Source organism: Halomonas cerina (genome assembly GCF_014192215.1).
Lineage (GTDB): Bacteria > Pseudomonadota > Gammaproteobacteria > Pseudomonadales > Halomonadaceae > Halomonas > Halomonas cerina.
This window is the reverse complement of record NZ_JACHXP010000001.1, coordinates 15367-30527: the sequence shown is the minus strand read 5'-3', so window position 1 is coordinate 30527 and position 15161 is coordinate 15367. Positions and strand designations below refer to the sequence as shown.

Annotated in this window: 12 protein-coding genes; all 12 read right to left on the bottom strand. The window is 64.9% G+C overall.

The window, feature by feature from the left end; all coding sequences use genetic code 11:
• Positions 1-66: 66 nt before the first annotated feature.
• Positions 67-1422: a UDP-glucose dehydrogenase family protein gene (locus FHR94_RS00120; RefSeq protein ID WP_183323291.1), complete on the bottom strand. Its 1356-nt coding sequence runs from the start codon at positions 1420-1422 to the stop codon at positions 67-69.
• Between the two features lie 137 nt (positions 1423-1559).
• The gene (locus FHR94_RS00115; RefSeq protein WP_183323288.1) at positions 1560-2567 is read right to left on the bottom strand and encodes an NAD-dependent epimerase; all 1008 of its coding nucleotides are present in this window, start codon (positions 2565-2567) and stop codon (positions 1560-1562) included.
• Positions 2568-2577: 10 nt separating this feature from the next.
• Positions 2578-3927, bottom strand: coding sequence for an O-antigen ligase family protein (locus FHR94_RS00110; RefSeq protein WP_183323287.1), 1350 nt, complete (start codon positions 3925-3927; stop codon positions 2578-2580).
• A 178-nt stretch (positions 3928-4105) separates the two neighbouring features.
• Entirely contained in the window at positions 4106-5698 is a 1593-nt protein-coding gene (locus FHR94_RS00105) for a phosphohexomutase domain-containing protein (protein ID WP_183323946.1), read from the bottom strand.
• Positions 5699-5914: 216 nt separating this feature from the next.
• Positions 5915-7192: a Vi polysaccharide biosynthesis UDP-N-acetylglucosamine C-6 dehydrogenase TviB gene (tviB, locus tag FHR94_RS00100; RefSeq protein WP_183323284.1), complete on the bottom strand. Its 1278-nt coding sequence runs from the start codon at positions 7190-7192 to the stop codon at positions 5915-5917.
• A 53-nt stretch (positions 7193-7245) separates the two neighbouring features.
• Positions 7246-8391, bottom strand: coding sequence for a glycosyltransferase family 4 protein (locus FHR94_RS00095; protein ID WP_183323282.1), 1146 nt, complete (start codon positions 8389-8391; stop codon positions 7246-7248).
• Between the two features lie 93 nt (positions 8392-8484).
• Positions 8485-9234 (bottom strand): transglutaminase domain-containing protein, encoded by a 750-nt coding sequence (locus FHR94_RS00090; RefSeq protein WP_183323280.1) that lies wholly within the window; start codon positions 9232-9234, stop codon positions 8485-8487.
• Between the two features lie 27 nt (positions 9235-9261).
• Entirely contained in the window at positions 9262-10308 is a 1047-nt protein-coding gene (locus FHR94_RS00085) for an EpsG family protein (RefSeq protein ID WP_183323278.1), read from the bottom strand.
• A gap of 80 nt (positions 10309-10388) precedes the next feature.
• Positions 10389-12368 (bottom strand): asparagine synthetase B family protein, encoded by a 1980-nt coding sequence (locus FHR94_RS00080; protein ID WP_221188307.1) that lies wholly within the window; start codon positions 12366-12368, stop codon positions 10389-10391.
• Between the two features lie 77 nt (positions 12369-12445).
• On the bottom strand, positions 12446-13222 hold the full coding sequence (locus FHR94_RS00075) for a hypothetical protein (protein ID WP_183323268.1): 777 nt from the start codon (positions 13220-13222) through the stop codon (positions 12446-12448).
• Positions 13219-13896, bottom strand: coding sequence for a haloacid dehalogenase-like hydrolase (locus tag FHR94_RS00070; RefSeq protein ID WP_183323266.1), 678 nt, complete (start codon positions 13894-13896; stop codon positions 13219-13221). The genes FHR94_RS00075 and FHR94_RS00070 overlap by 4 nt, the downstream gene beginning before the upstream one ends.
• Complete coding sequence (locus tag FHR94_RS00065; protein WP_246389768.1) at positions 13893-15152, bottom strand: glycosyltransferase; 1260 nt, start codon at positions 15150-15152, stop codon at positions 13893-13895. Before FHR94_RS00065 ends, FHR94_RS00070 begins: the two co-directional genes overlap by 4 nt.
• Positions 15153-15161: the final 9 nt, after the last annotated feature.

The following is a 15161-nucleotide window of genomic DNA, read 5'->3' as shown; positions in this document are numbered from 1 at the left end:
CCGCCATTCGGCGGGCCCGTTGCGTGTGGTCAACCGTGACCTGGTGCGGTGTGACTCAGCCGCCGCTCAGGCCGTCTCTTCCTGGGCGATCTTCAGCGAGTTGCCACGCCCCACGGCGTAGTAGAGCAGCCCTGCCCGCTTCACCGCCTGGGGGTCGAAGAGGTTGCGGCCATCGACGATCACCGGCATGGCGAGATTGGCCTTCAGCCACTCGAAGTCCACGGTGCGAAACTCCTTCCACTCGGTACAGATCACCAGCGCATCGGCGCCCTTCACCGCCTGGATGCGGTCGGCCACCAGCATCAGGTCGTCGCGCTCGCCATACAGGCGACGGCACTCCTTCATGGCCTGGGGATCGAAGGCCTGGACCCGGCCGCCGGCATTCCACACCGCCTCCATCAGCGTGCGGCTGGGCGCATCGCGCATGTCATCGGTATTGGGCTTGAACGACAGTCCCCACAGGGCGATGGTCTTGCCGGCCAGGTCACCATCGAAGGCCTGGGAAAGCTTGGTGAACAGGTTTTGCTTCTGCCGGCGGTTGACCGCCTCCACGGCATTGAGCAGCTCGGCCTGGTAGTCGACCTGTGCCGCCGAGCGCGCCAGCGCCTGCACGTCCTTGGGGAAGCAGGAGCCGCCGTAACCGCAGCCGGGATAGATGAACTGGTAGCCGATGCGCGGGTCGCTGCCGATCCCGTGGCGCACCTGCTCCACGTCGGCGCCGAGGCGCTCGGCCAGGTTGGCGATCTCGTTCATGAAGCTGATCTTGGTGGCCAGCATGGCGTTGGCGGCGTACTTGGTCAGCTCGGCGGCGCGCACATCCATGAACATCATCTTTTCGTGCTGACGGTTGTAAGGCGCATAGCACTCGCGCATCAGTTCCTTGACGCGCTCCGAGTCGGTCCCCACCACGATCCGCGAGCCATAGGTGAAGTCCTCGATGGCCGCCCCCTCCTTGAGGAACTCGGGGTTGGAGCAGACATCGAAGGCCAGCGTCGCGTCGCGGTTGGCCAGCGTCTCGGCGACACGCTCGCGGACCCGGTCGGCGGTGCCCACCGGCACGGTGGACTTGTCGACGATCACCTTGTAATCGGTCATGTGCTCACCGATGGTCTCGGCCACTGCCAGCACATACTTGAGGTCGGCGCTGCCGTCCTCGTCCGGCGGGGTGCCCACGGCGATAAACTGCAGGGTCCCGAAGGCCACCGCCTCGGCCGGGTCGGTGGTGAAGCGCAGCCGCCCATTCGCCACGTTGTCCTTGACCATGCCCTCGAGGCCCGGCTCGTAGATGGGCACCTCGCCGTCATGCAGACGCGCGATCTTGTCGGCATCCACATCCATGCACATCACGTCGTGACCGACATCGGCCAGACAGGTCCCAGTGACCAGCCCCACATACCCTGTGCCGAAAATCGTGATCTTCATCCCTTACTCCTGCCATCATCTGAAACCGGCGCCGGGGTGGGCGTCGGGCTGATTTTCACGGTTCGTTTTACTATCGTACAAAAAACACATTTTGTCACATTTATTAACGAGAAAGGCGTGTCTCTCCATAAACGCGCCTAGACGCCATAGTAGCCGCGATACCAGTCGACGAAGCGCCGCGCGCCCTCCTCGACCTTCACCTGCGGGCGATAGCCGGTGGCGGCGAACAGCGCTTCGGTGTCTGCCCAGGTGCGCGGCACATCCCCGGGCTGCATGGCCTGGTAGTCACAGATCGCCTCTCGGCCGGTGGCCGCCTCCACCGCACGAATGAAGTCCATCAGGCCCACCGGGCTACCATGGCCGATGTTGTAGAGCGCATAGGGCGCGCTGCTGGTGTCCGGCCCGCCATGCGACGCCCGCCAGGCCGGATCACTGCCGGGGATCACCTCGAGGATACGCACGACTCCCTCGACGATGTCATCGATGTAGGTAAAGTCACGCGACATGTCGCCATGGTTGAACACCTGCAGGGGCTGGCCCGCGAGGATCGCCCGGGTGAACTTGAACATCGCCATGTCCGGCCGGCCCCAGGGCCCATAGACGGTGAAGAAGCGCAGCCCCGTGGTGGGAATACCGTAGAGGTGCGAGTAAGTATGCGCCATCAGCTCATTGGCCTTCTTGGTAGCGGCATACAGGCTGACGGGGTGGTCGACATTGTCGGCGGTGGCGAAAGGCACCTTGTCGTTCATGCCGTAGACCGAGCTGGACGAGGCGTAGACGAGATGCTCCACGCCGTGGCGTCGGCAGCCCTCCAGCACGTTCAGGTGGCCCACCAGGTTGCTGTCCACATACACATGCGGATTCTCCAGCGAGTAGCGCACCCCGGCCTGGGCGGCCAGGTGGATCACGCGATCGAAGCGGTGCTCGGCGAATAATGCTGCCATGCCGTCGCGGTCGGCCAGATCGAGCCTGACAAAGCGGATATCCTCGCAGTCCGCCAGATCCTCCAGACGCGCCTGCTTCAGCGCGACATCGTAGTAGTCATTGAGGTTGTCAAGGCCCAGGATCTGGTGACCCTGTCCCGACAGTCGTCGGGCCACGGCATGGCCGATGAAGCCGGCCAGGCCGGTGATCAAGAGTTTCATGGGGAAATCCTTATGTTCCTTGAGGTTCCTTGCCCCTGGTCCTTGACCGTGAGCGTCGTCTCAGCACATCGAGTCGAGCCCTCAACAATACCCAGCATGCCACACTCAATCCCAAGTAACCGCTGAGGCCTCTCACATCGCGCAGCATGGATTGCGTCACCCCGAAGTCGACGAACGCCACCGATATCATCAGTCCGGAAAGTGCCAGGGTTCGCCCTTGGGCATCCCGGCAGCGCCGCAGGTAACCGGCGAACAGCCAGGCCGGCACGCCATAGAGGGCCAGCAGGGTCGCGACCCCCACCAGGCCACGCCGCGCCGCGGTATCGATGATATCGCTATGCAACTGATCATACTCGCTGACGCCGGGGTTCAGCCGACCCTGGGCCACCAGGTCATCTCGCGCCGCCTCCAGGCGGCCCTCGCCCCAGCCGAGCAGCGGTTTTTCGATGAACAGCCAAGCCCCGGCCTGCCACATCTCCAGGCGCAGGCCCACCGAACTGCCGGTATCCCCCTCGAGGAAATAGTCCTCGACATCGTCCACCGCCTTGGCCACCCGATCGCTCACGCCATAGCCGGTGATCGCCGTCATCGCCACCAGCCCGGCCAGCAGCAGCACCGAGAGGCCCGCGACGATCCTGATCTGACGCCGGGGAAACACCACCCGAAAGGCCCGATAGCCCAGCCAGGCCAGCAGCGGCACGGCCACCCAGCCACCGCGAGTGCCGGAGAGCAATGAGGCGGCCAACCCTGCCACGGCCGCCAGCCCGAGCGCCAACGTCAACCATGGCGAGGACCGCGGCGGCGGGCGCGACAGCCGACCCAGCATGGCCGCCAGCGCCAGGAAACCGACCAGCAGCGAGAGATTGCCGAAGGGGATGGCATTCATGCCGTTATCGGCGCGGTAGGCGCCCAGCACGAAACGCTCATAGAGGGCGATGAGCCCGACGCCGATCCCTGCGACCACCAGGCCCAGCCACCAGCCCATCCGCGAGGGCGGCTTCAGACGCAACCACACCAGCAGTCCGGCCGCCAGCAGCGGCCACAGCGGCAAAAGCACGCCGCGGTAGCCCTCGCCCACCGGCCAGACGCCGGTACGCGACACATCCCACAACCACAAGCCCGCATACCCCAGCAGCACCAGCAGCCACAGGCCATCCTCGCGATCGAGGGCAGCCAGCGCCTCTCGACCGACCGATAGCGTGCCGGCCAGCGCGACCCCCGCCGCGGCCAGGGGCACGAGGGCATACCCCCAGGGCGCCAGCAGCAGCGACGCGACAAAGGCGAACAGCAGCACCGTGTTGCTGGCGTTCCAGGGAACTCGTCGTTCCCGCGCTCCCTGCCGCACTACCGACTGCTGCATCGTCACCGCCCCGAGATTCGAATGGGGCTATCTTGCCATACTTACGGCGTAGAGCCAGCGCCCAGCGCCCAGCGCCCAGCGCCCAGCGCCCAGCGCCCAGCGCCCAGCGCCCAGCGCCCAGCGCCCAGCCAGTATGGCAAGGGTGCCAGGGACCAGAAGCAAGCGTCTCTTCCCGCTTTCAGGCGTCGGTCTGTAGCCGCTCGGCGAGCAGCGCCTGGGCCTCCTCGATCAGCGTCTGCAAATGCTCGGGGCCGCGGAAGCTCTCGGCGTAGACCTTGTAGAGCGGTTCGGTACCGCTGGGCCGAGCGGCGAACCAGCCATTGTCGGTTTCCACCTTTACCCCGCCGATGAGCGCCTGGTTGCCTGGGGCCTTGACCCTTACCTGCGTCACCGGGTCACCGGCCAGGGTAGCGATCGCCAGGCGCTCGGGCGTCAGCGTCTTGAAGGCCTGCTGCTGCTCGCGGCGGCAGGGGGTATCCACGCGTCGGTAATGGGGTTCGCCATGGCGCACGGTGAGCTCGCGATAATAGTCGCTCGGGGACCGACCGGTCACCGCCATGAGCTCGGCGGCCAGCAGGCAGAGCAGGATGCCGTCCTTGTCGGTGGACCAGGGCCGGCCATTAAAGGTCACAAAGCTCGCCCCGGCACTCTCCTCGCCACCGAAGGCCAGCCACCCCTGGTGCAGGCCTTCCACGAACCACTTGAAGCCCACCGGTACCTCATAGAGCCTACGCTCCCGGGCCGCCACCACCCGGTCGATGAGCGAGGAGGAGACCAGCGTCTTGCCGATCTTCATCGCCTGTGACCACTCGGGGCGATGGGTGATCAGGTAGTCGATGGCCACCGCCAGGTAGTGGTTAGGGTTCATCAGGCCTTCGGCATCGACGATGCCATGGCGGTCGGCATCCGGGTCGTTGCCGAAGGCCAGGTCGAAGCCGTCCCGCATGGCCAGCAGGTTGGCCATGGCCGCCGCACTGGAACAGTCCATGCGGATCTTGCCGTCATGGTCCGGCGGCATGAAGGCGAAGCGCTCGTCGATCGCCGGATTCACCACCTCGAGGTCCAGACCATAGCGCGCGATGATGGCCTGCCATATCGGCAGGGCCGTACCGCCCATGGGGTCGGCGGCCAGCTTCAGGCCAGACGCCGCGATGGCCTCCATGTCCAGCACCTCGCCCAGCGCCGCCACGTAGTCGCCGACGAAATCGTGGCGCCGTGCCTTGGCCAGAGCCTTCTCCAAGGGCACGCTGGCGATGGTCTCGACACCCGCGGCCAGGTAACGGTTGGCATGCAGCTCGATCTCGCCGGTCACCGTCCCTTCGGCCGGGCCACCATGGGGCGGGTTGTACTTGATGCCGCCATCCTCCGGCGGATTGTGTGACGGCGTGATGATCAGCCCGTCCGCCTGCGCCGCTCCCTCTCTCTCCCCGGCGTTGTGGTCAAGGATGGCCCGACTCACCAGCGGCGTGGCGGTCAGTTCCCCGTCGCGCTCGATATGGACCGCGACCCCGTTGGCGACCAGCACCTGCAGGGCACACTCCCAGGCCGGCCGGGACAGCGCATGGCTGTCGCGGCCGAGAAACAGCGGCCCGCGGATCCCCGTCTCGCGGCGCCAATCCACCACCGCCTGGGTGATGGCCAGGATATGCGCCCGATTGAACGACCCCTCCTGCGCGCGGCCGCGATGGCCGGAGGTGCCGAAGCTCACCGCCTGGCCCGGCTCGGCCGGGTCGGGCGACATGTCGTGAAATGCCTGGATGACCGCCTGCATAGCCTGCATGGATAGTGCCTCCCTGGCGTTGATGTTCAGGATCGTGGGAATGGGAGGATTCTAGCCTATTCAGGGCCGAGGGCCGAGCGCCCAGCGCCCAGCGCCCAGCGCCCAGCGCCCAGCGCCCAGCGCCCAGCGCCCAGCGCCCAGCGCCCAGCGCCCAGCGCCCAAGGATAACGGGACACCCAGGCGTGCCAACCAACCTTAGCGTCTATATTACAGCCGCAGATCGACATGTTGCTTCGGCAGCACGTACTTGAGGTCATAGAGCACATGCTCGGGCTTGCCCCAGCCACGAATGTCCTCGACCCTCAGGTCGCGAAATTCCCGGTGGGCCACGGCCAGGATGATGGCATCGTAGGCGCCGGGCTCGGGGAATTCGACCGGGCGAATGCCATAGACCCGTTCGGCCTCAACCTTGTTGACCTGCGGGTCATAGACATCCACCACCACGTTGTAGTCGGAAAGCTCACTGAGAATATCCACGACCCGGGTATTACGCAGATCCGTACAATTCTCCTTGAAGGCCAGGCCCATCACCAGTACCCGGGCGCTCTGCACCTGCAGGCGCCGCTTGACCATCTGCTTGACCAGCTGGTTGGCCACATAGGCCCCCATGCCGTCGTTGATACGCCGCCCGGAGAGAATCACCTCGGGGTGATAGCCCACCTGCTGAGCACGGTGGGTCAGGTAGTAAGGGTCCACACTGATACAGTGGCCCCCCACCAAGCCGGGACGAAACGGCAGGAAGTTCCACTTGCTGCCGGCCGCCTCCAACACTTCCTCGGTATCGAGGCCCAGCCGGTTGAAGATCACCGCCAGCTCGTTCATCAGGGCAATATTGAGGTCACGCTGGGCGTTCTCGATCACCTTGGCCGCTTCGGCGACCTGGATGGAACTGGCCTGATGCGTACCGGCGGTGATGATCCGTCGATAAAGCGCGTCCACGAACGCCGCCACCTCCGGGGTGGAGCCCGAGGTCACCTTGCGGATACAAGTGACCCGATGCTCCTTGTCGCCCGGGTTGATACGCTCGGGGCTGTAACCCGCGAAGAATTCCTGGTTGTAGGCCAGACCCGAGACCCGCTCGATCACCGGAATGCAGTACATCTCGGTCGCCCCGGGAAACACCGTCGACTCATAGATCACCACATCGCCCGGCCGCACGACGCGGCCCACGGTGTCACTGGCGGTGACCAAGGGAGTGAGATCCGGGCAGTGACTCGCATCGATAGGCGTCGGTACGGTGATGATATAGACGTTACAGTGGCGCAGCGCCTCGATGTCGCTCGAGAAGCTCAGCTGCGAAGCCTCGGCCAGCCGTGCCGTCTCCACTTCCTGGGTATGATCGACATGACGGCTCAGCTCATCCACCCGCCGGGTGTCGATGTCGAAGCCCAGGGTAGGCAACACCTTGCCGAACTCCACCGCCAACGGCAGCCCGACATAGCCCAGGCCGATCACCCCTAGACGCACCTTATCGATCGTCAGCATCGTTTCCCCCTTGCATCACTGGCTGGTGTTGCTGGCTGGTGTTGCCCGGCGCTTCAGGAAAGCACCTCGCCGCGCCCGGCCTTCAGGTCGTACAGACAATCGAGCGCCGCCTCCACGACGATGCGTTCATCAAACTCCCTCTCGATGCGAGCCCGTGCGGCCCTCCCCATGGCCTGCAGCTTCGCCTGGGGCATGGCGAGGCATCGCTCCATGCTCTGCACCAGCGAGCCAGCGCTTCTCACCTGGCACAGCCAGCCGGTCTGGTGGTTCACGACCGCCTGGTGACAGCCCGGCACATCGGAGACGATGGCCGGCCGCCCCATGGCCGCAGCTTCCAGCACCGTGCGAGGCATGCCTTCCCGATAGGAGGGCAGCACCAGCACATGCGCCTGCTGGATAAAGGGCCGCACGTCATCCTGCTCACCCAGTACCTCGACCACGCCCTCGTCCCGCCACTGGCGGATTTCCTCTTCAGGGATGGCCGTGCAATTGCTGGCCCCGTGGGGGCCGATCAGCAGGAAGCGGCTCTTTGGGTGGGCGGCACGCACCTGTCTCGCCGCCTGTACGTACTCACGCACGCCCTTGTCGCCGAGCAGGCGGGCGATCATTACGAAGGTGAAGGGACCAGTGGCCGGCAGCGGCGAGAAGGCAAAGCGCTTGACATCCATGCCCGAGCCCGGCAGCACCGCGGTGGGGGTATCGCACAGCAGTCCGTGGCTCAGGAAGAGGTCATGGTCTTCCTGATTCTGAAAGAACACGCAGCGCGCCCCGCGATTGGCGATGCCATAAAGCGATTGAACCCGGCGAAACAGCCAGCTGTCGTGCAGGAAAGCGGTGCCCAGCCCGGAGACGTTATTAGCGTAGGGAATGCCCAGTACCCGGCAGGCCAGACCGGAATAGACGTTAGCCTTCACCGTGAAGTTGAACACGAAGGCCGGCTTGAGACGGCGCAGCGTGTAGGCCAGTGCCAGCAGGCTTCTTCCCTCACCCAGCAGTCGGGTGCCCCTGCCCTCCATGGGCAGCGTCACGTGCGCGATGCCAAGCTCCTCGACCAAGCGGCGGGAGTAGGCATCCTCGGGCGCCAGCGCCACCACCCGAAAGCCCGCATCGCGCAGTGCCACCAAGGTGCCGCGACGGAAGTTGTAGAGGTACCAGGAGGTATTGGAGACCAGCACCAGGGGACTTTCCAGGCAGCTCATGGCCGCACCCTCACTTCACAACAAGACCGATGGAAGCGGCGACTCAGCATCGAGGTGGGCGCCCCCACCGAAGGAGGCTGGGGAAAGGCGCGCCTAGCGAAACAGTCGCTGCGTGTTATGGAGCAGTTCGGCAAGCTGAACATCCGGTACCACGTCATAGGGCGGATAGAACTTGCCGTGCCGTGAATAGAGCCCGTAGACGAAGGTGAACCCCTCGGCATAGATCGACGACCGGGGCGGGGTGAGCAGAGCCTTGCCCATTTCTGCTCGATCCAGCGCCGCGATGTCCGCGATCGAAAGCGGCTGATCGTGCTTGCCGAGAGAGACCCAGGGTTCATTGGAATCCACCACCACCCACCCTCTTGAGGTCATGACCTCCGTCACGGCGTGAGACCTGACCTGTGGCGTCAATAAGGATTTCAGGGCCGACCCGGTCTTTGCCGTCGAGTAGATGGCGACATGACGTGTCTCGAAGCCGTATCGGCGCAGCGCCTTTTCCATGAAGCGACTGCGATCGAAGCAAAGGCCCTTTCCCCGCTCGAGAAGGTCAGCGGGCTCGCGCGACATGCCGTGGGGAATGCCCGCATCGACCGGCACCACCTCCAGCACCCCGCGCTGGACGGTCCGGATAAACGCGATTTCCTCTGTAAAGCGCAGCGCGTCAACGGATATCGCCTCGGGAAACCGACGCTCAAGAGCCGGTCCCAGCGCCTGCTCGATGGCTCTCCGGTCGTCCGCCGTGACCGTGTTATCCACCTGCGTCACCCAGAGGTAGGTGCTGAGAAGACCGGCGCATACGGCCATCAACACTGCCACGCCGCTCAAGGAAAGCCGTTTTTTCATGCCGCTCTCTAAAAGATCGGTGCGCGCCTACCCAGCGACGAACCACACCAGCCGATAAGGCAGCCAGCTCTCGGCATTGGCCGCGAACATCAGCCACACGAACAGCACGGTCGCGTAGTAGACCAGCACGCTGCAGACGATCACCGTCTGCCATCGAAGGTCGCCGGACAGCAGGTGCAGCCGCGCGAACACGAAGATCTGCAGGGGGATCAAGTACAGGGCGACGCGGTCGGTGGCGGTGGAAGACATCACCACCAGCGGGAGGCAGACGATGGCCAGTACCGACAGCCACCACCATAGCCGCCGCTCACTCGCCTCGAGTTTCAGATAACCCTGAAACACGAGAAACAAGATGGCCGGCACGGCATTCATCAGCACCCGAACCAACCCACCCTGGGACTGATAGTCCGCCTCGACGTAATTGGCCCAGAGTTCATCGGCGGCGTCGAACAAGAACAGGTAGCCCCCGATCAGCGTGGCCGTCCCCGCCCAGGCCATGGAGGTGAGTCGGCTCTGGCTGGCGGCCAAGCCCGCTATCGGCAGCAACAGCACCGCCGACTTGTGAAAGGCGGCGCCGATCAGCACCCAGGCCACGAAGACGCGAACCCGTCCCTCGCCGAGTGCCACCAGGCCCAGCAGAATGAACCCCAGGGCCACCGACTGGCGGGTGTATCCCATGGCCACCACGGTGATCAGGTAGGGCACCGCCACCAGCAGGGCCAGCCAGGGCAGCGGCTGCTGGCGCGCGAAGGCGATCACCCCGGCCATCACGATGGCACCACAGGCCAGATTCACCCAGTAGATGCTGCCGCCCAGCTGCGCCACCAACCAGTTGAGCAGGTAATAGCCCGGGTCTTCCGCCGTGATCACCTCGAACGGCGTCATGGCCGAGGCCCGCTCCAAGTAGGTCAGGTAGGAGCCCCAGTCGCCTCCCACCTCGAAGCGCAGGCCAATGGTCAGGGCAAACAGGCTGCCCACCAGCCACCACATCAAGGGGCGGGACGCAGGCGCCAGCCGATAGGGCGCCAGCACCCCCAGTGAGGGAATCAGGAAGAGAAGCCAGTAGGGCAGCATGGCAATCGACAAGAGGGTGTAGAGACAGCTCGGGGAGTGGCAGGTAAGAGTAGGCTTGTCCGAATGCTGGACGTGAACTCTCAGGGTAAACCGGGGCGCCAGCGGCGCTGCCAGGCGAGCAGCTGCAGCACCGCCCAGAGCTGCTGAGCATAATGGCCCTGGCCCCTCAGGTGGGCCTGCCACAGCGCCCGAACCTGGCAGGCATCGATCACGGGTAAGGCCTTGAGGCTGGCGGAGGACAAAAGGTCCTCGGCCCATGGCCGGAGCGGGCCTCGCAGCCAGGCATCCAGCGGCACGGCGAAGCCCATCTTGGGCCGCTCAATCAGTTCGCGGGGAAAATGACGGTAGAGCAGCTGACGCAGCACCCACTTGCCCTGCCCCTGGTGCAAACGCAGATCGGTAGGGAGTCGCCAGGCGGCATGAAAGACCTCGGGGTCGAGGAATGGCAGACGCACCTCCAAACTGGCGGCCATGCTGGCACGGTCGACCTTCACCAGCACGTCATCGACCAGGTAGTGAAGCGTGTCCATCAGCAACATCCACTCCACGCCCGTGAACTGCTCAAGGGCCGGGAACAGGGCGCCCGGCGGCCTGCCCGGCCCCTGCCCCACCAGCAGCGTCGCCGGCCGGCGGTTCATGGCGGCTACCCCGGCGAACAGCGCCTGCTCACTGGAGCTTTCCAGCACCGCCGCCAGCTTGTGCAGCTTCTCGCCAAAGGTGCGAACCTGCAGGCGAGCGGGCAGCACTCGCCCACCCCACTGCATCAGCCGGTCATAGGTCCGGGAAGGAACGGCCCTCAACGACGCCGCCAGGGCACGCCGGGCCGGCAGCCGAAGCCGCCTGATCCGGTGCCAGATCCGTGGCACCCACAGGTGGCGGTTGTAGCCACCGAACAGCTCATCACCGGCATCGCCCGACAGGGCCACGGTGACATGCTCGCGGATCAGCCTCGAGATCAGCACGGTGGGCAGCTGAGAGGAGTCGGCGAATGGCTCGTCATAGAGGTCGGGCAAACGGGGAACCAAGTCGAGGGCCATGCCCGAGGTCGCCGTCAGGGTCAGGTGCTCGGTCTCGAGGTGTCTGGCCACCGCCGCGGCATGCACGGATTCATCATAGCGAGCATCCTCGAAGCCCACCGCGAAGGTGCGCACCGGCCGATCGGCCTGCTGCTGCATCAGCGCCGCGATCAGCGAGCTGTCGATACCACCGGAGAGGAAGGCTCCCAAGGGCACGTCGGCGATCATGCGACGCCCGACCGATTGGCCCAGCGACCGGGCGACGGCCGACACGGCGGCCTCGGGGTCCGAAAGGGGCTCGGCCTGCCGCGCCTCGCGCGCCGCCGCCTCCGCCGACCAAAAGCTCCGCGGTGCCGGCAACGCCCCGGTCAGGACATCACCCGGCGTCACCTGCAGCCAACTCCCCGGCGGCAACTTGGCCACGCCCTGAAAGATGCTCGCCTGCCCGCCCACGTTGCCGAAGCGCAGGTAGTCCTCGAGCGACGCCGTAGCCAGGGTGCCTCGCCACTCGGGGTGCGCCATCAGGGCCTTGAGCTCTGAGCCGAACAGCAGCGGCCCGCTGCCTGTCACCCCCCCTGCACTGTTCTCGCTCGCATCTTGTGCAAAGCCCCTGCCTTGTGCAAAGCCCCTGCCTTGTGCAAAGCCATAGTAGAGCGGCTTTTCGCCGAAGCGATCCCGCGCCAGGATCAGGGTCCGGGTCTTGCGATCCCACAGCGCAATGGCGAACATCCCCACCGCCGTCTTTAGCGTCTCCTCTACTCCCCAAGCACTAAACGCAGCCAATAACACTTCCGTATCGGAGTGCCCCCACCATTGGAGATGACCACCCCTTGATCCTTGCACCTTGTTCCTGAGATTTTCGTAGTTATAGATCTCGCCGTTGAAGGCGATCACATAGCGCTGGCAAGGTGAAGGCATGGGCTGATGGCCGGCCGAAGAGAGATCCAGGATGGCGAGCCGCCGATGCCCCAATGCCACACCCTCCCCGTCCTCGACCCAGACCCCCACGTCATCGGGCCCTCGGTGTTGAAGGGCATCGGCCATGCTCATGACCTGGCCTTGCCGTTCAGCTGGCGTCAGTGCCTTGCCTGTCAAAAAACCTGTGCAGCCACACATGGTGCCTACCTGCCCATTAACGCGGAGACACGCGCCAGCGCCGGCCCCGCCAGGGTGCCCACCGCCGCCGCCACAGCAAAGTAGCCCGTCAACACCATGAAGCCTTCGGCGCCTGTATAAGGCCAGAGGGCCAGTAGGCCGATGAGCGGCATAACGAAGCAGAACAACCGGAACGCCGCACGCTGTCTGCCGGGCATACGCAGCAGGCCCTTGCTGTCCAGATAGCCCAGCAGGCGAAACACCACATAGGAGAGTGCCGCCGCCAGCCCGATACCGAGCCGCTGGCCATCCTCCACCACGAACATCACCGGGGCCATGAACCGCAGCCACGCCAGCCACAGGAAGGTGGCAGTCTTGAGCTCGCTATCCTGGAGGACATTGTGCAGGGCAAAGGTGAGGCACAGGGCCATATGGAACGACCACCAACCAGATACCGCGAGCAGGTCCAGCCACACCGTGACCAGCGCGAATACCGCCAAACGACTGCTACACCACGCCAGTACCCAGCCGTGTGCCATCGCCTGGGGCCCGCGCTGGCGCCCTCTCGGCTCCCTTCTGGCCGCATACAGGTCGTTGGCGAGATAGCCGATCTCGTACAGGCTGATGAACGCCAGGTAGGTAAGGCCTGCCATGGCCAGGGCCTGCGGCGGCGGCGCGGCGCCGACCGCCACGACGAGCACCACCGCGGCCAGCCATTCGAAGACCAAGTGAAAAGCCACGCTGCCTTCCCGAAGGCGAGTGTCCAGGAAGTAGCTGAACGGCAGGAGATAGCAAAGCCTCATGGCTGTATCTCGATAACGTTTGCCCCGACCCCATGCCAGCGCTTACGGTGAGCCGCGCGGTGGAGCACGATATACGCCACCGAGGCCCTCTCGACCAGGGCCCGATCCGAGGCATTGTCGGTCATCACACTGACCGGGTTTTCCAGGAGCGTCTCCCCATACTTTTCGACCAGTGCCTGAGGTTTGCGACCGGTCAGGTCCGTCGCATAGCTCCCGGTCAGGCGTCCGTCGCGCTGCTCGAGACGGCTGGCCACATACCGTGCCCCGGTCAGCGAGGCCAGGGCCGCCACCACCGGCTCCAGGCTGGCCGAGGCCAGCACGACGCGCCCTGTCGCGAACGGCGCCTCCAGCATCTCCCAGACGGGGATGATGCGCCGCTCGGCCAAAAGCCTTTTGGCATACTCCTGGGCGCTTTGCTCCAGGGCCTCGCTACGTTCTCCGGCCAGCAGACGCACGGCAAAGTGCTTCAGCAGCTGCTGTCCCGTCAGCTTCTCGGCAACGGCAACCCCCCACCACGGGAGGCGGCGAGGGGTAGCCACCGCATTCACCAACCAGGCACGTAGCGGCCGCGTGCCATCCCGGGCAAAGTGGTGGCGCACGAGCCCCAGCGTGGTGTCATCGAATACCAGGGTGCCGCACACATCCACCACATAGAGCTCAGGCTCGCCTCTCATGGCATCGCCTCGAGTTGCGCATAGAGCCGGCGATAGGCGTGCCGGGCCCTTTCCAGCCCCAGATGCTTTTGCGCCCTATGACGCAACCGCCCCCCTCCCTTGGCCAGTAGGCTGTCGAGATTGGCGGCCACGCGCTCGAAGGCGGCCGGGTCATGCAGATCGATCACCATGCCGGCATCCAGGATCCGGGTGAGCGCATCGATATCGCCCACGCCGGCATTGCTGATCGCCGGGATCCCTAGGGCAAACGCCTCGGCGAGCTTCGTCGGTGAGCATGCCATCTGGGAATAGGTGGCGCGTCGAAAACTCAACATGATGTCCGCAGTGCCGAGCACCCTGGGGACCTCGTCACGATGCGCCGACCTGACATGAATGCGATGGCGAAGGTCGGTGAGCGACGATGCGGCCAGGCGTGCCTCATGCCGATCCGACCAATCCTGGGTGATCAGCAGCAGGTGGGCATCCTCACGCCGACGCGCTATGGTCTCGAACAGGCGAAACATCTCGTCGAGCAGGTAGACGGTACCCAGCGATCCCAGATAGGCGATGACCAAGGCGTCCTTATGGATGCCGATCTCGGCACGCGTCGTTCGCTTGTGAGCCGTCGTTACCGCTGAAAAATGATCGAAATCCGCACAGCAGGGAATCACCGTCACGGGCGCCTGCATGCGAGGCGCCAGGCGACGCAGTTCTGGCACCACGCGCTCGGTCAGTACGACGACCGCGTCTGTCCCCTCCAGCAGCCGCTGCTCCAAGCGCTTGTAATGGCGATAGAGCCGACGGTAGAGCCAGAGCTCCTGCGGCCATAGCTGACCCTCCACTCGGTCATCGACCCACAGCCCCCGCATATCGAATATGGTCTTCACGCCGGTGAGACGGCGAAGGAAATAGCCCACCTGCATGGCCGGATAGCTGCGACAGTGGACCACGCCGAACCGATGACGCCATTGCAGCCTGAGCGCTGTCGTGTGCATGCGCAGCAGATCCCAGCCTTTCCCCAGCTTTCCCAGGCGTGACGTGAACGTAAGCGGGGTCCAGCCGATCTGTCGCCTCTCCAACTCGCACCGAAGCGTTGCGGCCCCGTTGGCGAACCGCACAGGCTTTTCGAAACTCACGACATGCACGGCCCGTGGATGCTCTGCAATGCTGTACAGATAGGGCAGGATCTGGCTGCCTCCCAGCGGGTCAAGCAACCCATCATATGTAATGAACAACGTAGCAGCGTTGCGGCTTGTCCCACCGTTGGGAAGTAGCATGTCACCTTT